Annotated in this window: 9 protein-coding genes, 3 tRNA genes and 1 pseudogene; 11 read left to right on the top strand and 2 right to left on the bottom strand. The window is 63.3% G+C overall.

Annotated features, from left to right (window positions below; all coding sequences use genetic code 11):
- Positions 1–151 precede the first annotated feature (151 nt).
- On the bottom strand, positions 152–706 hold the full coding sequence (efp, locus tag KAQ61_RS09840) for an elongation factor P (RefSeq protein WP_042412962.1): 555 nt from the start codon (positions 704–706) through the stop codon (positions 152–154).
- A 162-nt stretch (positions 707–868) separates the two neighbouring features.
- Positions 869–1,969, bottom strand: a complete 1,101-nt coding sequence (gene earP / locus KAQ61_RS09835; protein WP_210929057.1) for an elongation factor P maturation arginine rhamnosyltransferase EarP — start codon at positions 1,967–1,969, stop codon at positions 869–871.
- 200 nt (positions 1,970–2,169) lie between these two features.
- Between earP and uvrC the strand changes: the two genes are divergently transcribed.
- The 11 genes and pseudogenes from uvrC (at position 2,170) to KAQ61_RS09780 (ending at position 20,411) form a co-directional block, all read left to right on the top strand.
- The gene (gene uvrC / locus KAQ61_RS09830) at positions 2,170–4,113 is read left to right on the top strand and encodes an excinuclease ABC subunit UvrC (RefSeq protein WP_210929056.1); all 1,944 of its coding nucleotides are present in this window, start codon (positions 2,170–2,172) and stop codon (positions 4,111–4,113) included.
- 65 nt (positions 4,114–4,178) lie between these two features.
- Positions 4,179–4,748 (top strand): CDP-diacylglycerol--glycerol-3-phosphate 3-phosphatidyltransferase, encoded by a 570-nt coding sequence (pgsA, locus tag KAQ61_RS09825; protein WP_045267020.1) that lies wholly within the window; start codon positions 4,179–4,181, stop codon positions 4,746–4,748.
- Positions 4,749–5,043: 295 nt separating this feature from the next.
- Positions 5,044–5,316 (top strand): HU family DNA-binding protein, encoded by a 273-nt coding sequence (locus KAQ61_RS09820; protein WP_043387285.1) that lies wholly within the window; start codon positions 5,044–5,046, stop codon positions 5,314–5,316.
- A gap of 20 nt (positions 5,317–5,336) precedes the next feature.
- Positions 5,337–5,412 (top strand) — tRNA-Val (locus KAQ61_RS09815).
- Positions 5,413–5,471: 59 nt separating this feature from the next.
- Positions 5,472–5,547: transfer RNA gene (locus tag KAQ61_RS09810), tRNA-Val, on the top strand.
- Positions 5,548–5,606: 59 nt separating this feature from the next.
- Positions 5,607–5,682, top strand: a tRNA-Val gene (locus KAQ61_RS09805).
- A gap of 427 nt (positions 5,683–6,109) precedes the next feature.
- A pseudogene (locus KAQ61_RS09800) lies at positions 6,110–6,237 on the top strand (transposase); the annotation flags it as partial.
- A 652-nt stretch (positions 6,238–6,889) separates the two neighbouring features.
- Positions 6,890–8,425 carry a TolC family protein gene (locus KAQ61_RS09795; RefSeq protein WP_244982859.1) on the top strand — a complete coding sequence of 512 codons (1,536 nt, stop codon included), beginning with the start codon at positions 6,890–6,892 and terminating at the stop codon, positions 8,423–8,425.
- Positions 8,422–9,264: an efflux RND transporter periplasmic adaptor subunit gene (locus KAQ61_RS09790; protein WP_244982858.1), complete on the top strand. Its 843-nt coding sequence runs from the start codon at positions 8,422–8,424 to the stop codon at positions 9,262–9,264. The genes KAQ61_RS09795 and KAQ61_RS09790 overlap by 4 nt, the downstream gene beginning before the upstream one ends.
- Before the next feature lie 210 nt (positions 9,265–9,474).
- Positions 9,475–20,145, top strand: a complete 10,671-nt coding sequence (locus KAQ61_RS09785; RefSeq protein ID WP_210929055.1) for a DUF4347 domain-containing protein — start codon at positions 9,475–9,477, stop codon at positions 20,143–20,145.
- Positions 20,100–20,411: a putative Ig domain-containing protein gene (locus KAQ61_RS09780; protein WP_210929054.1), complete on the top strand. Its 312-nt coding sequence runs from the start codon at positions 20,100–20,102 to the stop codon at positions 20,409–20,411. Before KAQ61_RS09785 ends, KAQ61_RS09780 begins: the two co-directional genes overlap by 46 nt.
- Positions 20,412–20,486: the final 75 nt, after the last annotated feature.

Below are 20,486 nucleotides of genomic sequence, written 5' to 3'. Positions count from 1 at the left end.
GTTGATGATTGAAGGTTTTTAGATGGTTTTATGGCTGAAGTGCTTGATGTACAAGCGCTAGCAGCTCTTGTTTTTGATAGTTCATCCATAAAAAAGGCTTCCCGCAGGAAGCCTTTTGGGCAGGGTGGGCCGCCGTGGGGCGGCGCCAGCCTTACACGCGCTTGCGGTATTCGCCGGTGCGGGTGTCGATTTCGATCTTGTCTTCTTGCGACACGAACAGGGGCACAGCCACTTCGAAGCCGGTGGCGATCTTGGCGGGCTTGAGCACCTTGCCCGATGTGTCGCCCTTCACGGCGGGTTCGGTCCAGGTGATTTCGCGCACGATGGTGGTGGGCAGTTCGCAGGAGATGGCTTTTCCGTCGTAGAACACGACTTCAGCCACCATGCCGTCTTCCAGGTAGTTCAGTGCGTCGCCCATGTTTTCGGCTTCGACTTCGTACTGGTTGAATTCATCGTCCATCCACACGTACATGGGGTCGGCGAAGTAGGAGTAGGTGCACTCCTTCTTGTCCAGGATGACGTTGTCGATCTTGTCGTCGGCCTTGAACACGTTTTCGGTGCCGAAGTTGCCGATCAGCGACTTCAGCTTCATGCGCACGGTGGCTGCACCACGGCCACCACGGGCGTATTCGGTCTTCAGAACGATCATGGGATCCTTACCGAACATGATCACGTTGCCGGCGCGGATTTCTTGAGCGATTTTCATAGCTTGCTTAGCTGGTTGGGTGGAGCCGCTCAACACGGCAGGCAAGCAAGGCGCTTCTGAAAAAAGCGATAAGGCCTGCCGCATGTTCCGCGGCGGGAGCCGTCCAAAAGGTCGGGGTTGCGCAAGGCTGCACAACCGCTCTGAGGAGGCAAAGGCGAGATTTTAGCTTTTTTCCGCTGCAAACGGTTGCAGCTGTGCGATCAGATCGGCTTGTTGCAGCAAATTTGTGCGTGCCTGCTGGGCGCAGTGCCGCCATTCCCGCAGCAAATCCGGGGTCAGGGTGGGCAGGCTGGCCGCGTCGCGCATGCCGTTCCAGGCGTGGTGAAAAGCCCGCAGGCTGGCAGGGGCCTGCAGCCAGTCCAGGAAGGCATCGAGCTTGGCGTGGTGGGCCTGGTCGTCCTGCGGGTAGATGTGCCAGACGAAGGGCTGGCCCGCCCACAGCGCCCGCACCAGGGAGTCTTCGCCGCGCACCAGGTTCAGATCGCAGGCCCACAGCATGGCATCGAACTCGGCCTGTGTGCGCGGCGGAAGGTAGCGCGGCTGCAAGGCCTGTGCGCCCGCCTGTGCCTGCACCGCCTGCGTGGCGCGGCCGGGGGTGACCAGCAGGCGCGGCTGCCAGCCTGCGACCGGGTGGGCGAGTTGGCCCAGCAGTTGCGGCAGCGCCGGTGGCTCATAGCAGAACAGCGAGATGGCGCAGTCGCCATCGCCCAGGCCGTGGGCCTGGCGCCAGGCTGGGCGGTCGAACTGCGCCTGGCGCAGCAGCAGGTCGGCTTCACGCAGCAGCCCGCCGGTGCGCGCGGTGAAGCCGGGGTAGAAGAACCAGCGCGTCAGCCCCCGGCCTTCGCCCGACATGATCAGCGAGGGCAGGCGGTGGCAGCGTTCCACATAGTCTTCGGCCGACAGGTACTCCAGGTTCACCAGCACGGGGCGCGGCTGGTGGTGGCTGTGGCAGTGCGCATGGCGCCGCGACAGCGCGGCCAGGTAGGGCGCGGGGGCTTCGCAGCCAAAGGCCTCTATCACCACCGCGGGGTGCTCCGCATAGGCCGCGTCATACGGCAGCACCTGCACGCCCGGGGCACCCTGCGGTGCCATCCACGCCAGGGCCGAGGCATCGTCGATGCGCAGGCGCACCGGCACGCCGCGCGCGCCCAGCTCTGCCGCCAGGCGCCAGCACACGCCGATGTCGCCATAGTTGTCGATGACCCGGCAGAAGATGTCCCAGCGCAGGGGCTGTGGGGCGGCGGAAGAGGGGGGGACAGGCATGGGCAAGGACAAGGCGCGGCAAAGAGGGGCGATGCTAGCCCAGCCAGCAGGCCCTTGCCCGCAGTGCGTGCAGTGCGTGTGGCTATGGTGTGTAGCAAGTTTGCAGTGAAATCGGCATCCAGCCCTTGTGCAGTGCGCGCTCACAGCTATTTATTTGCAAGTGCGCTGTGCCGGTGCGCGGCAGGCGCCACAATCACGCCATGTCTAGTGTCGAGCACTCTCCCGAAATCCTGGCCCAGGTGGCAGCCTTGCCGGCCCTGCCTGGCGTGTACCGCTATTTCGATGCGGCGGACCAGCTGCTGTATGTGGGCAAGGCGCGCAACCTCAAGCGCCGGGTGAGCAGCTATTTCCAGAAGGACCATGGCGGCACGCGCATCGGCCACATGGTCAGCAAGATTGCCAGGCTGGAGACCACGGTGGTGCGCTCCGAGGCCGAGGCGCTGCTGCTGGAAAACAACCTCATCAAGACCCAGCACCCGAAGTACAACATCCTGTTTCGGGACGACAAGAGCTACCCCTACCTCAAGCTCACTGGTGTGGCGGCGCACGACGGCGACACCAGCCGCTATGCGGGCCAGTGCTTTCCGCGCATCGCCTACTACCGCGGCAGCACCGACAAGAAGCACCGCTACTTCGGGCCCTACCCCAGCGCCTGGGCGGTGAAGGAAAGCATCCAGCTGCTGCAGAAGGTGTTCCGCCTGCGCACCTGCGAGGACACGGTGTTCGCCAACCGCTCACGCCCCTGCCTGCTGTTCCAGATCAAGCGCTGCACGGCCCCCTGCGTGGGCCACATCAGTCCCGAGGACTACGCGGCCGACGTGCGCAACGCCGAGGCCATGCTGCGCGGTGAAACCCAGGAACTGCTGCAGCAGCTGGAGGCGCGCATGATGGCCTACGCCGACCGGCTGGAATATGAAAAGGCCGCCGAGATCCGCAACCAGATGAGCGCCCTGTCCACGGTGCTGCACCAGCAGGCCATCGAGACCACGGACGACAAGGATGTCGACATCCTGGCGGTCAAGGTGCAAGGGGGGCGTGCCTGCGTGAACCTGGCCATGGTGCGCGGTGGGCGGCACCTGGGGGACCGCGCGTACTTCCCCTCGCAGCTGGACGACGCCATGGGCGTCTACGCCTCGGAGGACGAGGTGCAGCCGCGCACGGTGGAGGCGCGGGTGCTGGAGGCCTTCCTGGCGCAGCACTACATCGACGTGCCCACGCCGCCGGTGCTGGTGGTCAGCGAGGCGGTGGACGTGCAGTTGCTGCAGGCCTTGTCGGTGCAGGCCGGCTACAAGGTCGCGGCCGTGCAGCAGCCGCGCGAGCAGCGCCGCATCTGGCTGGAGATGGCCGAGCAGAACGCCGCCATCCAGCTGGCGCGCCTGCTGGCCGAGGAAGGCTCGCAGCACGCACGCACCCGGGCGCTGGCCGAGGCGCTGGATTTGCCGCAGGACAACCTGGAAGCCCTGTCCATCGAATGCTTCGACATCTCGCACACGGCGGGCGAGAGCACGCAGGCCTCGTGCGTGGTGTTCCACCACCACAAGATGCAGAACAGCGAGTACCGCCGTTTCAACATCCAGGGCATCACGCCGGGCGACGACTATGCCGCCATGCGCCAGGTGCTGCACCGCCGCTATGCGCCGGTGGCCCAGGCCCTGCAGGCCGCGGGCGGGGCCGAGCCGGAGCCCGGCGCGCCGCGCCTGCCCGATCTGGTGCTGGTCGATGGCGGCAAGGGGCAGGTCAGCATGGCGCGCGAAGTGTTTGCCGAGCTGGGGCTGGATGTGTCGCGCATCGTCGGCGTGGAAAAGGGCGAGGGCCGCAAGGTGGGGCTGGAGGAGCTGGTGTTTGCCGATGGCCGGGCCAAGGTCTACCTGGGGCACGACTCCGCCGCGCTGATGCTGGTGGCGCAGATCCGCGACGAGGCCCACCGCTTTGCCATCACCGGCATGCGCGCGCAGCGTGCCAAGGTGCGCGTGGGTCAGAGCAAGCTGGAGGACATTCCGGGGATCGGCCCCAAGCGGCGTGCCCGCCTGCTGCAGCGCTTTGGCGGCGTGCGCGGCGTGGCCAATGCCAGCGTTGAGGACCTGATGACGGTCGATGGCATCTCGGCCAGCCTGGCCGAAGACATTTACCGTGCGTTGCGCTGAGGAAGGCGGTGGCCGCGGCGCAAGGCTTGCATGCAAGCGGCGTCAGCCGTGACACAATCGCGTCCATGTTCTTCACCATTCCCACCCTGATGACCTGGACGCGCATCGTCGCGATCCCGCTGATCGTCGGGGTGTTCTATGCGCCGTTGGCGCCAGAGACCCGCAACCTGGTTGCGGCGCTGATGTTCATCGTGTTTGCTGCCACCGACTGGCTCGATGGTTTCCTGGCGCGTAAGCTGAACCAGACGTCCTCGTTCGGTGCCTTTCTGGATCCGGTGGCCGACAAGTTCTTGGTCTGCGCCTCCCTGCTGGTGCTGGTCCACCTGCAGCGGGCCGATGTGTTCGTGGCGCTGATCATCATCGGCCGGGAGATCGCCATCTCGGCCTTGCGCGAATGGATGGCGCAGATCGGTGCCAGCAAGAGCGTCGCCGTGCACATGATCGGCAAGGTCAAGACCACGGTGCAGATGGTGGCCATTCCGTTCCTGCTGTTTGACGGCCGCTTGCTGGGCGTGCTCGATACGCGCTTGTGGGGCCAGGTGCTGATCTGGGTGGCGGCGGTGCTGACCGTCTGGTCCATGGTCTACTACCTCCAGAAAGCCATTCCGGAAATCCGCCGCCGGGTCAAGCACTGAATGCATGCATGCATCCACTGAAGCGCCGAAGGCACACCTCGGCGCTTGGTGGCTTGCCCAGGCCCCTGCGGCGGTGTACAAAAGTGGCTGTTTGCTTCGTCACATGGCAGTGCTTGTCAATGCGGAAAGTCACCCCGCCTGCGTGCATGAAAAAAAACGTTTGTTTCGCCAAAATGCTAGGCAAACCTGTCTAGAATCTCGCCTAACGCTGACAGGCACCCCTATGGGTGCTGAGCCTTTTTGTGAAGGCTTGGTCGCAAAGGCGCTCCAACAACCATTTCTCGAGAGGCATCTTGTGAATAAGACTGAACTGATTGAGCACATTGCTAATAACGCCGATATTTCCAAGGCTGCGGCTGCCCGCGCTCTGGAATCCACAATCGACGCAGTGAAGAAAACCCTGAAGAAGGGTGGCACAGTTTCCTTGGTGGGTTTTGGTACTTTCGCCGTTGGCAAGCGTGCTGCACGTACAGGCCGCAATCCCCGTACGGGCGATACAATCAAGATCAAGGCCGCCAAGGTGCCTAAGTTCCGTCCCGGCAAGGCCCTCAAGGACGCTTTGAACTAATCCCCAGATTTTCGGCAGTGGGGTGCTTAGCTCAGTTGGTAGAGCGGCGCCCTTACAAGGCGTAGGTCAGCGGTTCGACCCCGTTAGCACCCACCACCCACTGTATAAAAAAAGCATTTAGATTTTTCTAAATGCTTTTTTATTTCAAGATCAGTGGGTGCTTAGCTCAGTTGGTAGAGCGGCGCCCTTACAAGGCGTAGGTCAGCGGTTCGACCCCGTTAGCACCCACCACCCACTGTATAAAAAAGGCATTTAGATTTTTCTAAATGCTTTTTTATTTCAAGATCAGTGGGTGCTTAGCTCAGTTGGTAGAGCGGCGCCCTTACAAGGCGTAGGTCAGCGGTTCGAGCCCGTTAGCACCCACCACTAAAACCCACTGTAAAAACAACCACTTAGAGAAATCTAGGTGGTTTTTTTTTTGTCCAATTTACCACCCGAAAAAGCGGCCTAAAGCGGCCTATACCGGCCACAAATGACAATTTACCAACCGTGCAGGGCGTAGGTTGGCGGGTGATGGTTTGAGCTAGTTGCTGGTGGCTACTTCCAAACTTGATAAATTAGTCTGATGTTTATGCCGGCTGTGGCGCTCTTGAAGTCACTCGAGGATGTGCAGAATTTTGTGTAAATGGACAATCAACTACCGGCGCAAACCGGTCTGTCCGTACACACCATGAACACCAACAAACACGACATACCCGAAGAACTGCTGTCTGGCCTGCTGGCCAACCGACGTTTCCCCGTATTTGAGTAGCGCCTGACTCTGGAGTCCAATCCCGAATACGGGAGATTGGACGTGAAAAAGAGATTTACAGAAGAACAGATCGTTGCCTTCCTGCGAGAAGCGGAATCTGGACTGCCAGTGGCAGAGTTGTGTCGCAGGTACGGTCCAGCTACTATCTCTGGCGTAACAAGTTCGGCGGCGGTATCCAGCCTGAATCTGCCTGTATCAGGCTACTTCCGCTATGCAGCGATTGCCGCCAATTGACTCCACGAGGTGAGTGACAGTTCTTGGCCGCTTAGCAGTCGTTCAGTGAAGGTGGCTTAGAGTTGTGTGAAGTCTGAAACCGTCCAGGAAAGGCTGGTCGATTCAGCTTCGCTCCAGCCCGCAACTGTTGCCGGGCTGACCCTTGCGACCATTGCGGCATGACGTTTATGCTCTTTTGCAGCACCGATAAAAGATCATGGATCTGATCCGCTGCCATGCCTGGCAGCTCCGACTCCTGCACGTTGAACTGGCGCAGTTCTGCAAGGGGACTGTAGAGCCAAGGTCCTGTTCCTGTTTTCGTTCCTCGGTTCTACGCATGAAAGTGATGACGGTCCACCCCTTTATTAGCGTTGTGCGTCTGTGCTTTGGCGTATGGGTGCTACCCCAAAGCATGGCGTGATCTCCCTGAAATCAGTGATTGCTTGTAACTATTGTTGTCTGTAAGATGAAAACATTTACAAATTACCAGCCGCTGAGGGGGCTCCATTCGTGGGGACGTGCGGTCTGAGTAGGGTTTGTGTGGACAGTTTGTGCCCGCTTCCTGCCAGTGGCTGTGTTGGTGTTTCGAACCCATCTCTATCAGCCACCATGCAAGACCACTCTGTTTCTCATTCCTGGCAGCCTTTGGCACGCCGCGTCACCCTGATCCTGGGGGCCGGCGCTGTGCTGACCGGCTGCGCCAGCTTCAATGCCCAGCCCCTGACCGATGATGAGCTGCGCAGCCAGGTGCAGGCCGACCGCCAGCAGCTGACGCAGGATGTGGCTCCGCTGCCCGCCACCGTCACGCTGGAAGAGGCGATTGCCCGCGCCATCAAGTACAACGCCGTGCAGCGCCTGCGCGCCATGGAAGAGGCCGTGGCCCAGGGAACCTACCAGGTCTCCAAATTCGACATGCTGCCCAAGCTGGTGGCCTCGGCGGGCTACCGCTACCGTGACGAAGAGTTGATCACCCGCAGCCAGGACTCGGTCACCGGTCGCCCCTCGCTGGCCAACCCCTATATCTCTACCGACCGGGAAGCCACGCTGTACTCGCTGGGCTTTTCCTGGAGCCTGCTGGACTTCGGTCAAAGCTATTACGCCGCCCGCCAGAACGCCGACCGTGCGCTGATTGCCGAAGAACGTCGCCGCAAGGCCCTGCACAACCTGGTGCAGGAAGTGCGCACCGCCTACTGGCGCGTGGCCGCCCACCAGGCCCTGCAGGCACCGCTGCGCACGGCCAGCCAGGCGGCCGATCTGGCGCTGACCGATGTGCGCAAGGTCGAAGCCGAAAAACTGCGCTCGCCGGTGGAGCCGCTGCGCTACCAGCGCCAGTTGCTGGAAAACCTGCGCCTGCTGGAAGTGATCGAGCAGGAACTCTCGCCCGCGCGCCTGGAGCTGGCGGCCCTGATGGGCATGGCGCCTGGCCAGGCGGCCGCGGCCTGGCGTGTGGCCGAGCCCGCGCAAGGTACGTCGTCCACCTGGCTGCAGCGCCCGGTGGAAGACATGGAAGCGCTGGCCCTGGTGCGCAACCCCGACCTGCGTGAAAGCCAGTACGGTGCCCGCATTGCCCGCGAAGAAACCAAGCGCGTGATGCTGCGCATGTTCCCCGGCCTGTCCTTCAACTACGGCGCCAACCACAGCACAGACAGCTACCTGATCAACGACAGCTGGCGCGAAGCCGGGCTGCAGATCTCGTTCAACCTGCTGGGCCTGCTGTCGGTGCCGGCGCAAAAGCGCCTGGCCGATGCCGGTGTGGCCCTGGCCGACCAGAAACGCATGGCCACGCAGATGGCGGTGCTCAGCCAGCTGCACATCGCCCGCCTGCAGTTTGCCAACGCCGCCCACCAGTACGAGCGCGCCGATGCCATTGCCGAAGTGGACCAGCGCCTGACGCAGCACGTGGACAACCTGGTCAAGGTGGACAAGCAGACCCGCCAGGACAGCGTGGCACAGCAGACCGCGTCCATCCTGTCCACACTGCGGCGCTACCAGGCGCTGGCGGCCCTGCAGTCGGCAGGCTCGCGCCTGCAGGCCACGCTGGGGCTGGAGCCGGTGATCGAAGGTTCTGACAAACTGCCGCTGCCCGAGCTGACCAGTGCCGTCGGTCAGGCGCTGCAGCGCTGGGAAGCGGGGCAGCTGCAATGATGCGACTGCGAGGTGTGCGCAGCGGCGCACTGGGGATGGCCTGCTGGGGTGTGGTGCTGGCTGCGGGTGCGCAGACGGCGCCAATGCCATCTACGCCCACTGCGCCCGCCACGCCCCCTGCCGCCAAGAAGCCTGCAGCCGCGCTGCCGGGTGTGGGCAGCGCGCTGGAGCAGCGCGACATCCGCGCCCAGCTGGCACCGCGCCGCTACACCACCTTGGCCGCCGAGATTGGCGCCAAGGTGCAGCGCCTGCCGGTGGTGGAAGGGGCAGCGTTTCGCCAGGGCCAACTGCTGGTGCAGTTTGACTGCAGTCTGCAACAGGCCCAGTTGAACAAGGCCCAGGCCGGGGTGGATGCGACAGAAAAAACCTGGCGTGCCAACCAGCGCCTGGCCGAGCTGAATTCGGTGGGCAAGATCGAGCTGGACACCTCGCATGCCGAATGGAACAAGGCCCGCGCTGACCTGTCGGCCAACCGCAGCCTGCTGGGCAAATGCCAGATCAGCGCGCCCTATGCGGGGCGAATCGCCGAGCAGAAGATCCGCGAGCAGCAGTACGCCCAGGCCGGGCAGCCGCTGCTGGACATCATCGACGACAGCGTGCTGGAGCTGGAATTCCTGGTGCCTTCGCGCTGGCTGAGCTGGCTGCAGCAGGGAACGGCCTTCGAGGTGCGGATTGACGAAACCGGCAAGACCTACCCCGCCAAGGTGCAGCGCCTGGCCGCGCGGGTGGACCCGGTGAGCCAGTCCATCAAGGTCAACGCCGCCATCCACGGCAAGTTCCCCGAGTTGATTGCCGGCATGAGCGGGCAGGTGCTGATGGCGCCGCCTGCGCAGAAATAAGACCCAAGACCGCCGATGAAGGAGCACCCTGTGCGCATGTCTCATAGATAGCCCGCAGCTTGCTTCAAACAAGAAATCCGGGCCGGGCCTACAGCCACCGAAGTGACGGTGTGCAGCGGAACCAGCCCCCGTATTCCGTGCCAGTGCCCTTGCAAGTGCCGCCCGTGAGCCCGAGAAAGGGCCGCCTAGGCAAAAAGGAAGGATGATTCGATGACCGCCCACAACCGCCCCTTCTGGCGCCGCCTGGCGCAAGCTGCTGCCAAACCTGCGACGTCCGCAGCCGCTGCACCAAACCTCACCGCCCCCGCAGGGCTGGGGAGCAGCATGCGCCCCCTGGCGTTGGAGCAGCGCTTCATGTTTGACGGCGCGGGCGCTGCCGACGCCGCTCATGCCGTGGTGGACGGAGCGGCCGCCACCGACGCGGCGGCAGACACCGCTGGCGCACTGCGCCATGCGCTGATGGCCGAGGCGGCCCCCGCCACCAGCCCACGCCAGGAAGTGGTGTTTGTGGACAGCCAGGTGGTCAACCTGGCTGAACTGCTGGCAGGCTTGTCCGGCAATGCCGAAGTGGTGATTCTGGACGCCAGCAAGGACGGTCTGCAGCAGATGGCCGACTACCTGCAGGGGCGCAGTGGGCTGGACGCTATCCACCTGCTGTCGCACGGCGCGGACGGCACGGTGCAGATGGGCAATGTCTGGCTCAGCAGCGCCAACCTGGCCGAGCACAGTGCGGCTCTGCAAGGCATTGGCGCGGCGCTGAAGGCCGATGGCGATCTGCTGCTGTACGGCTGCGATGTGGGCCAGGGCGACAAGGGCCAGTCCTTCCTGGACCAGCTGGCGGCCATCACTGGCGCCGATGTGGCGGCATCGGCGGACGATACCGGGGCTGCGGCCCTGGGTGGCAACTGGATGCTGGAGCGCAACAGCGGCGCCATCGAGACCAGCGCGTTGAGCGTCAGTGGTTACGACAGCGTGATGGCTTCGACCTACACCGGCGGCGCGGTGGCCAGCGCGCCGGTCTTGGGCACCACCACTAACCAGATGAAATACGTGGTCGGCGACTTCAATGGTGACGGGCGCGCCGACATCCTATATCAGGCGGCCGGAGCCGGTGGTGCCTGGAGCTATGCGCAGAGCAACGCCGATGGCACCTTCAGCATCTTCAGCCAAGCCAACTCGATGTTCGCCGGCCTGACCCTAACCGATGCGGCCACCGGCGGCGCCAACTATCACGCCGGGGACTTCAACGGCGATGGTCGCATCGATCTGCTGGCCGCACCTGTGAGTGGTCCAACCATAAAGCTCTACCTCAACACCGGGTCGGGCTTCACCAGCCAGGACGTGAGTGGTCCGTCCTTCGGCGTGCGTACGCTGGTTGGCGATTTCAATGGCGATGGCGCCCTCGACATTCTCTACCAGACCGGCGGCACCGGCTCGTCCTGGGCATTGGCACTGAACAGTGGCAGCGCCTCACCGAGCTTTACCACCCTGACCAGTGCCGACGGCGCCTGGCCATTCGCCGGTATCACCTTGCCCGACTTCAATGCCTACAACTACAAGGCTGCCGATGTCGATGGCGACGGCTACACCGACCTGATCCATGTTGCGGCCGGCATGCAGATGAGGTATTTCCGTAACAACAACGGGGTCTTCGTCGACATGACCGCCGCGGCGAGCCTGCCGACCGTGTCCGTGAACCGGGCGATCGTCGCCGACTTCGATGGCGACGGCGACGCCGATATCCTTTACCAGACCGGTAACAACGGTACGCCCTTCCGTTACGTGCGCAATGACAACGGCACCTTCGTCGATGTAGATCAGGTCAGCTCGCCGTTCGCCAACGTGATCCTGCCCGACATGAACGCGCAGCAGTTCCGTGTCGGCGACTTCGATGGCGATGGAGATCTTGACCTGGTCTCCACCTCGTCCACGGCCAACAGCACCAGCATCTTCTACCAGAGCGGTAGCCTGCCCCAGCTGGTCAGCTCGACTCCGGCCGACAACAGCCTGACCGTCACCCCGAATGCCAATATCACCCTGACCTTTGACCAATCGGTGGCCAAGGGCACGGGCAATATCTATATTGTGCGCACCAGCGATAACGCGATCATTCAGACCATCGCCGTCAGCAGTGGCGCCGTCACCGGTAGCGGCACGACCTGGACCATCGACCCGCCGGCCGACATGGTCGCCGGCGTGGGCTACGCCGTGCGCATCGACAACAAGACCTTCGTCAACGCCAACGGCCAGGTCTACAAGGGCATCCAGGACAACACGGCGCTGAATTTCACCGTCACCGCGGTGGCCGCACCGGTGATCGGCAACTTCAATGGCGACGCCGTTGCCTACACCGAAGGCGCGGCCTACGTGCTCCTCGATGACGGTGGCAACGCCACCGTCATCGACGCTGACTCCGCCAATTTCAGCGGTGGCAAGCTGACCGTGCAGATCACGTCTGGCGGTACGGCCGGCCAGGACGTGCTGTTCATTCGCGATGAGGTCGCCGGCGCCAACAAGATCATCCTGTCCGGCGCCTCGATCCTGTACAACGGCCTGGTGATCGGTACCTACACCGGCGGCAGCAATGGCAACCCGCTGGTGGTCAGCTTCACCAGCAACGCCAACCCGACCACGGTCTCCGCCCTGGTGCACAACCTGGCGTACCGCAACTCCAACACCACCGAGCCTTCGACCACGCCGCGCACCGTGTCGGTCAGCATGGACGACGGTGCCGGTGGCACCAGTGCGACTGCCACGATCGGCGTCGAGGTTCATCCGGTTAACGATGCACCGGTGGTCAACGTTTCCGCCAGCAACCCGACCTACACCGAGAACACCTCGGCGGTGCAGCTGTTCAGCGGCGCGACGGTCAACACCGTCGAGTCCGGGCAGAAAGTGATCCAGATGACCTTCACCGTCAGCGGCCTGGCCAACGGCGCGGCCGAGAAGCTGGTGATCGATGGCAGCGATGTGACCCTGATCAACGGCACCAGCCTGACCACCAACAACAACAGCATCACGGTTACGGTCTCGGTGACCAGCGGCACCGCCAGCGTCACCCTCAGCAGCGGCGCCGGCCTGGACGTGGCGACGGCGCAGACTGTCCTCAACATCATGGCCTATCGCAACGACAGCGAAAGCCCGAACACCGCCAACCGGGTGGTAACCCTGAACACCCTGAGCGACAACGGTGGCACGGACGACGGTGGCATCCCCACAATCGCGGTGGGGGTCGCCAGCACCGTGACCGTGGTCGGCATCAACGATGCACCGGTCCTGGCCGGCGGGCCGTACAGCCTGCCGAGCATCAACGAGGACACCACCAGCAGCGGCACGCAGATCTCGACCCTGCTGACCAACTACACCATGGTCGACCCCGATGTCGGTGCCCAGCGTGGTATCGCGGTGATCACCAAGTCCGGCAACGGTACCTGGCAGTACTCCACCGACAACGCCAACTGGACCGACTTCGGTGCCGTGTCCAGCACCAGCGCGTTGTTGCTGGGCTCCACCACCTATGTCCGCTACGTCCCCGATGGTGCCAACGGCGAGACGGCCAGCCTGACCTTCCGTGCCTGGGACCAGACCACCGGCACCGCCTCCGTCAACGGCATCCGCGGCACGGCCGATACCAGCAGCAACGGAGGTACCACGGCGTTCTCCACCGTCACTGCAGTTACCAATCAGCCGGTGACTTCGGTCAACGACGCGCCAGTCATGACCGGCGTATTGCCGACCCTTACCGGGTTGAACGACACGTCCACCAACAACGCGGGCAACCTGGTCAGCTCGCTGATCGGGGGCATCACCGATGTCGACACCGGCGCGGTGAAAGGCATCGCCATCACCGGACTGACCGGCACCTATGGCAAATGGCAATTCAGCCTCGATAACGGCACCAGCTGGACCGATGTCGGCGCGGTCTCGAATGCCACGGCGTTGGTCCTGAATACGACCAACAAGGTGCGCTTTGTTCCGGATGGCATCCACGGCGAAACCGCGACCCTCATCTACAAGGCCTGGGACCAGACCGGCGGTACCGCCGGCCTTGAAGGCACCAAGCGCGATACCTCCATTTCCGGCGGCACTTCGGCCTATTCCTCGGGCACCGACACCGCCAGCGTGGTGGTCACCGCGGTCAACGATGCACCTGTGGTCACTGTGAGCAGTGGTGCTGCGTCCTGGAACGAAGGCAACAACGTCACCTCCACCCCGGTCGTGGTGGACGCGGGCCTGACCCTGGTCGACGCGGACGGCCCGAACCCGCTCAATGCCACTGCGCGGATGCTGACCTACTTCAGCGCCCAGGACAGCCTGAGCTTCGTAAACGACGGGCTGACCATGGGCAATATCGTTGGCACCTGGACCGTTGGCACTGGCACCCTGACCCTGACCTCCGCCGGGAACCAGGCCACCGCGGCCCAGTTCGAAGCCGCGCTGCGGGCGATTACCTACAACAACTCGTCGAACAGCCCGAACAGCACCACCCGCACCGTCCAGTTCATCGTCACCGATGGCAGCAGTGCCCAGTCGACGGCCGTGACCCGCGACATCACCATCACGGCGGTCAACGATTCGCCAACCATCAGTGCCGTGGCCTCGCTGCCGGTCACCGAAGACACACAGACAGCGCTTGGCCTGATCACCTTCAGCGATGTCGACTCCACCCTGGGCGTCGCGACTTTCTCGGTCGGCAGCGGCACCCTCAGCGCCATAGGCGCCGGCGGCGTGACCGTGGGCGGCACGGCGACGGCCCTGACCCTGAGCGGCACCCTGGCCAATATCAACAACTTCATCGCCGCCAACCGCCTGCTCTACACCCCGGCGGCCAATGCCAGTGGTGATGTGACCCTGACCATCAATATCAACACCACCAGCGTGTCCGATGCCACCACCACGGTGACCCTGCAGGTCGCTGCCGTGAACGACGCACCGGTGATCACCGCACCAGCGTCCATCTCGGTGACCGAGGATGTGTCGAGCGTGATCAGCGGCTTCAGCTTCAGCGATGTCGATGCCGGCGCCAACACCGTCACCGCGACGTTCTCGGTGCCGAGTGGCACCCTGAGCGCCACCACTGGCATGGGCGTCACCGTGGGCGGCGCTGGTACTGGCGAGCTGACCCTGTCCGGCAGCCTGGCCGACATCAACGCATTCATTGCGGCCAATAGCCTGACCTTCAAGACTGCCCAGGATTCCACCACCAACGTGGTGCTGACGGTGACCCTCAACGACAAGGGTTCCAGCGGCAGCGGCGGCGAGCAGACCGACACCCAGACCGTCACCCTCAACGTCAGCGCGGTCAACGATGTGCCCGTCAACAACGTGCCGGGCGCGCAGACCGCCTCGCAGAACATCGCCCTGGGCTTTAACACCGCCAACGGCAACGCCATCTCCATCACCGACGTGGACGCCGGCAATGGCTTGATGACGGTGACCCTGACCGCGACCAACGGCACGCTCAGCCTGGGCAGCCCGAGCGGCATCACCCTGCTGCTGGGCACCGGCACCAACGACGCGAGCATGATCTTCGAGGGCAACCGCGCCAACATCAATGCCGCGTTGCAGACCTTGAACTTCAAGTCCGGCAGCACCTTCCTTGGTGCTGCCAGCGTGACCATCGAGACCAACGACAACGGCAATTCCGGCAGCGGTGGGGCGAAGACCGATGTTGACACCATCTCGATCAATGTGATCCCGGTGAACCCCAGGGTGACCAGCGTGTCCGCACAGGGCCCGGACCGTGCGGTGAAGGCAGGGGACGAGGTGCTGATCAGCATGACCTGGGACCAGGCGGTCAATGTCGATCTCAGCAGTGGCAGCCCGACCTTGTTGCTGGAGACCGGGCTGGTCGATCGCGATGCGGTGTACCTGAGCGGTTCGGGCAGCAACACCCTGGTGTTCAAATACACCGTGCAGGCCGGCGATCTCAGTGCCGACCTGGACTTCCAGAGCAGTGCCGCGCTGCAACTCAATGGTGCGGTACTGGCCAACGCCAGCAACGATCTGGCGGTGCTGACCCTGCCCACCGTGGGCGGCTCTGACTCCCTTGGCGGGCGTAGCAATATCGTGGTTGATGGTGTGGTGCCGGTGGTGGGCAGCGTTCAGGCACCGACCGATGGCACCTACATCACTGGCCAGAATCTCGATTTCACCGTCAACTTCAGTGAGAATGTGGTGGTCGACACCACCGGCGGCGTGCCGCGCATCGCCGTGACCCTGGATACCGGTGGCACCGTTTATGCCGAGTACGTGTCCGGCTCCGGTGGCAGCGCCCTGGTATTCCGCCTGACCACTGCCAGCGGCCAGCTGGACAGCAACGGCGTGACCTTGGGTAGCGCGCTGCAGCTCAACGGCGGCAGCATCCGCGACACGGCCGGTAACGATACCGTGGTGACCTTGAACAGCGTCGCCAGCACTGGCGGCATCCATATCGACGGCGTGGTGCCGACGGTGACCAGTGTCACCACGCCGCTCGATGGCAGTTACAAGGCTGGCGACGTGCTGACCTTCACCATCAATGGCAGCGAAGCGCTGCAGACCGGCGCATTGCCGCCGCGCCTGGTGCTGGATGTGGGCGGGGTGACCCGCTATGCCACCTATGTCTCCGGCAGCGGCAGCGCGGCATTGGTGTTCCAGTACATTGTGCAGGCAGGTGACATCGACCCCAATGGCATCGCGGTCAGCAGCATCGACCTGCGCGGCGAGCAGCTCACCGACCTGGCCGGCAATGACCTGGACCTGACGCTGAACAGTGTGGGCAGTACCGCCGGCGTCCTGGTCGATACCACTGCTCCGAGTGCCGGCAACATCGTGCGGGTCGATGCCAACCCGAGCAACAGCGCTTCGGTTAGCTTTACCGTCACCTTCAGCGAAGATGTCAGCGGTGTGGACACCAGTGACTTCAGCTTGACGACCACTGGCACAGCAGCAGGCATTATCAGCAGCATCACTGCGGTCGATGGCCATACCTACACGGTCGTGATCGGTAGCTTGACCGGTACTGGCAGCCTGCGCCTTGACCTTCACAACAGCAGCACAGGCATCGTCGATGCCGCCGGCAATGCCATCAGCGGCGGCTTGACTGGTGCCAGCTACAGCATCGACCGGGTTGCCCCCAGCATCACCAGCGTTGATGTGCCGGCCAACGGCACCTATGTCGCAGGGCAGGACCTGGATTTCACGGTCCATCTGGATGAGGCGGTGCAACTGGACACCACGGGCGGCACGCCTCGTATCGCTGTGAGCCTGGACAATGGCACCACGGCGTATGCCACTTACCTGTCTGGCACGGGGTCCAATGCCCTGGTGTTCCGGTTGACGGTTGCCAATGGCCAGCTGGATACCAACGGCATTGCTCTTGGCAGCGGTCTGCAACTCAATGGTGCAACCCTTCGAGATGGTACAGGCAACGATGCCAACATCGCCCTCAATGGTGTGGGCGACACCAGCCAAGTGCGTATTGATGCGGTGGCTCCTGTCGTCAGCTCGGTGAGCGTTCCGGTCGATGGCAGCTACAAGGCCGGTGACGTGCTGACCTTTACCATCAACGCCAGCGAAGCGCTGCAGACCGGCTCATTGCCTCCGCGCCTGGTGCTGGATGTGGGCGGGGTGAGCCGTTACGCCACCTATGTGTCCGGCAGCGGAAGCGACATGCTGGTGTTCCAGTACGTGGTGCAGGCCGGGGACAACGACGCCAATGGCATCGCTGTCAACAGCCTGGACCTGCGTGGCGAGCAACTGACCGACCTGGCTGGCAATGACTTGACCCTGACACTCAACGGAATGGGGAGTACCGCAGGTGTCGTGATCGACACTACTGCACCAAGCGCAGGCAATATCGTGCGCGTCGATGCCAACCCGAGCAACGGCGGTTCGGTCAGCTTCACCGTGACCTTCAGCGAGGATGTCAGCGGAGTCGACGCCAGCGACTTCAATCTGCTCTTCGGCGGCAGCGCCGCGGGCAGCATCAGCAGCATCACTGCTGTGGATGGTCATACCTATACGGTCGTGGTCGGGGGCTTGACTGGTACCGGTAGCCTGCGCCTGGACCTCAAGGGCAGCGGCACCGGGATCGTCGACATTGCAGGCAATGCCATCAGTGGTGGTTTGACTGGAGCCACCTATAGCATCGACCGAGTCGCACCCAGTGTGACCAGCGTCGATGTGCCAACCCATGGTACTTATCTTGCCGGACAGACCCTGGACTTCACCGTGCACCTAGATGAAGCGGTGTACCTTAATACTGCGGGTGGCACACCACGCATCGAAGTGACCCTGGACAATGGCACCACGGCGTATGCCACTTACCTGTCTGGCACGGGGTCCAATGCCCTGGTGTTCCGGTTGACGGTTGCCAATGGCCAGCTGGATACCAACGGCATTGCTCTTGGCAGCAGTCTGCAACTCAATGGTGCGACCGTGCGAGACGGCACAGGCAACGATGCCAACATCGCCCTCAATGGTGTGGGCGACACCAGCCAAGTGCGTATTGATGCGGTGGCTCCTGTCGTCAGCTCGGTGAGCGTTCCGGTCGATGGCAGCTACAAGGCCGGTGACGTGCTGACCTTTACCATCAACGCCAGCGAAGCGCTGCAGACCGGCTCATTGCCTCCGCGCCTGGTGCTGGATGTGGGCGGGGTGAGCCGTTACGCCACCTATGTGTCCGGCAGCGGAAGCGACATGCTGGTGTTCCAGTACGTGGTGCAGGCCGGGGACAACGACGCCAATGGCATCGCTGTCAACAGCCTGGACCTGCGTGGCGAGCAACTGACCGACCTGGCTGGCAATGACTTGACCCTGACACTCAACGGAATGGGGAGTACCGCAGGTGTCGTGATCGACACTACTGCACCAAGCGCAGGCAATATCGTGCGCGTCGATGCCAACCCGAGCAACGGCGGTTCGGTCAGCTTCACCGTGACCTTCAGCGAGGATGTCAGCGGAGTCGACGCCAGCGACTTCAATCTGCTCTTCGGCGGCAGCGCCGCGGGCAGCATCAGCAGCATCACTGCTGTGGATGGTCATACCTATACGGTCGTGGTCGGGGGCTTGACTGGTACCGGTAGCCTGCGCCTGGACCTCAAGGGCAGCGGCACCGGGATCGTCGACATTGCAGGCAATGCCATCAGTGGTGGTTTGACTGGAGCCACCTATAGCATCGACCGAGTCGCACCCAGTGTGACCAGCGTCGATGTGCCAACCCATGGTACTTATCTTGCCGGACAGACCCTGGACTTCACCGTGCACCTAGATGAAGCGGTGTACCTTAATACTGCGGGTGGCACACCACGCATCGAAGTGACCCTGGACAATGGCACCACGGCGTATGCCACTTACCTGTCTGGCACGGGGTCCAATGCCCTGGTGTTCCGGTTGACGGTTGCCAATGGCCAGCTGGATACCAACGGCATTGCTCTTGGCAGCAGTCTGCAACTCAATGGTGCGACCGTGCGAGACGGCACAGGCAACGATGCCAACATCGCCCTCAATGGTGTGGGCGACACCAGCCAAGTGCGTATTGATGCGGTGGCTCCTGTCGTCAGCTCGGTGAGCGTTCCGGTCGATGGCAGCTACAAGGCCGGTGACGTGCTGACCTTTACCATCAACGCCAGCGAAGCGCTGCAGACCGGCTCATTGCCTCCGCGCCTGGTGCTGGATGTGGGCGGGGTGAGCCGTTACGCCACCTATGTGTCCGGCAGCGGAAGCGACATGCTGGTGTTCCAGTACGTGGTGCAGGCCGGGGACAACGACGCCAATGGCATCGCTGTCAACAGCCTGGACCTGCGTGGCGAGCAACTGACCGACCTAGCCGGCAATCACCTGGACGTGACGTTGAATGGGGTGGGCAACACCGCAGGTGTTCTGATAGACAACGTTGCGCCTACGGCCGAATTGTTCCTGGACAAGACCACCTTGAATGCGCAAGAGACTGCACTGTTGACCATACGCTTCAGCGAAGCGGTCACCGGTCTGGATGTGGCCGATTTCACAGTCACCGATGGTCATCTGAGTGCGTTGACGAGTACGGATGGAGGCATCACTTGGACTGCCACCCTGACCCCTGTGCAGGGCACGGTGCAGGCCAATCTGCGCGTGATTTTGAACAATGCGGGATACACCGACCGCGCTGGCAATGCCGGGATCCATACCAGCGTGTCGGACAGTTACGCCATAGACACCGTGCTGCCAGCGCAACCGGTGCTGCAGGTCGAGAGCAACGCAGAGGGCAACGCCACGGTGCGTGTGGATGCGCTGGAAGTGGGTGCACAGTGGGAGTACTCCCTGGATGCGGGCCAGACTTGGCAAACCGGTCAAGGCAATGTGGTGGCCATCGCCAGCCCCGGCCAGTACCTGCTGCAGGTGCGTCAGACCAGTGCTGCGGGGAACCGGTCTGCAGTGGCAGCACTGACTGTGGATGTGGCCCCGCTGGCGGTTCCGCCCACCGTGGAATGGCCTGTGGCAGGGATTTTTGGCAATGCGGGGATCTGGGAGATTGCGGTGCCCTCGTTGGGGGCGGTGCCCTTCGGGTCCCTTGGTACAGAACCTGTCGCACCCCGGGCCAGCGGCGCATTCCTGGGGAATGACGGCGCACCATCGGGTGCCTTGGCCACTTCCCCGTTCTTCAACGCCGATGTGGCGACGGACCGCAGCGAGCTCTCGCTGGGCTTCCTGGGCTTGGGTCCGCGCAGCATGGACGAGGTGCCCGGTGCACCCGCACCGCTGGGCGTGACTGTGTTGCCGGGGGGGGTGCCGATCGCCTGGTGCTGCTCCATTCCGTCGAGGCGGTGGTGGCCGATACGGACCGGCAGGTGGACTGGAAAGTGCCGCCCACGATGTTCGGTCACAGCGATCCGCTGGCGAACGTGCAGTTTGCGATGACGCAGGCCGATGGCCGTCCGCTGCCCGCCTGGCTGAAGTTTGATGCGCGCACGGGCCAGGTCAGCGGGACCATGCCTCCCGGGTTCCAGGGGGAGCTGACGCTGCGCCTGACGGCCCGGGACAGCCAGGGCCATGCGGTGAGCACCGTCATCAAACTCAAGGCGGGTGATGTCGGCCCTGCGGCGCGCTCGGGCATGGCCGAACAATTGCAGCGCCATGCCCAGCTGCGTGCCGGCCAGCTGGCGGCCCAGCGTCTGCATCTGTGATGAGGCCTGCTGGGTGCAGTGTAGGGATGGTGCAGTGCGCACCTTGATCCCGACCGGCAACGTGCACCCTGTGGG

It is taken from the genome of Comamonas aquatica (assembly GCF_018064205.1).
In the GTDB taxonomy this organism is placed as follows: Bacteria; Pseudomonadota; Gammaproteobacteria; order Burkholderiales; family Burkholderiaceae_C; genus Comamonas; species Comamonas aquatica.
Note: the sequence above shows the minus strand (reverse complement) of the source record. Positions and strands in the feature narration are given on the sequence as shown.

What these genes read in the sequence shown, in the direction of transcription:
- KAQ61_RS09790 (WP_244982858.1), top strand. Translation starts at nt 8,422, where the DNA reads ATGATGCGACTGCGAGGTGTGCGCAGCGGCGCACTGGGGATGGCCTGC.
- pgsA (WP_045267020.1), top strand. Translation starts at nt 4,179, where the DNA reads ATGTTCTTCACCATTCCCACCCTGATGACCTGGACGCGCATCGTCGCG.
- KAQ61_RS09795 (WP_244982859.1), top strand. Translation starts at nt 6,890, where the DNA reads ATGCAAGACCACTCTGTTTCTCATTCCTGGCAGCCTTTGGCACGCCGC.
- earP (WP_210929057.1), bottom strand. Translation starts at nt 1,969, where the DNA reads ATGCCTGTCCCCCCCTCTTCCGCCGCCCCACAGCCCCTGCGCTGGGAC.
- KAQ61_RS09780 (WP_210929054.1), top strand. Translation starts at nt 20,100, where the DNA reads ATGTTCGGTCACAGCGATCCGCTGGCGAACGTGCAGTTTGCGATGACG.
- KAQ61_RS09785 (WP_210929055.1), top strand. Translation starts at nt 9,475, where the DNA reads ATGACCGCCCACAACCGCCCCTTCTGGCGCCGCCTGGCGCAAGCTGCT.
- uvrC (WP_210929056.1), top strand. Translation starts at nt 2,170, where the DNA reads ATGTCTAGTGTCGAGCACTCTCCCGAAATCCTGGCCCAGGTGGCAGCC.
- efp (WP_042412962.1), bottom strand. Translation starts at nt 706, where the DNA reads ATGAAAATCGCTCAAGAAATCCGCGCCGGCAACGTGATCATGTTCGGT.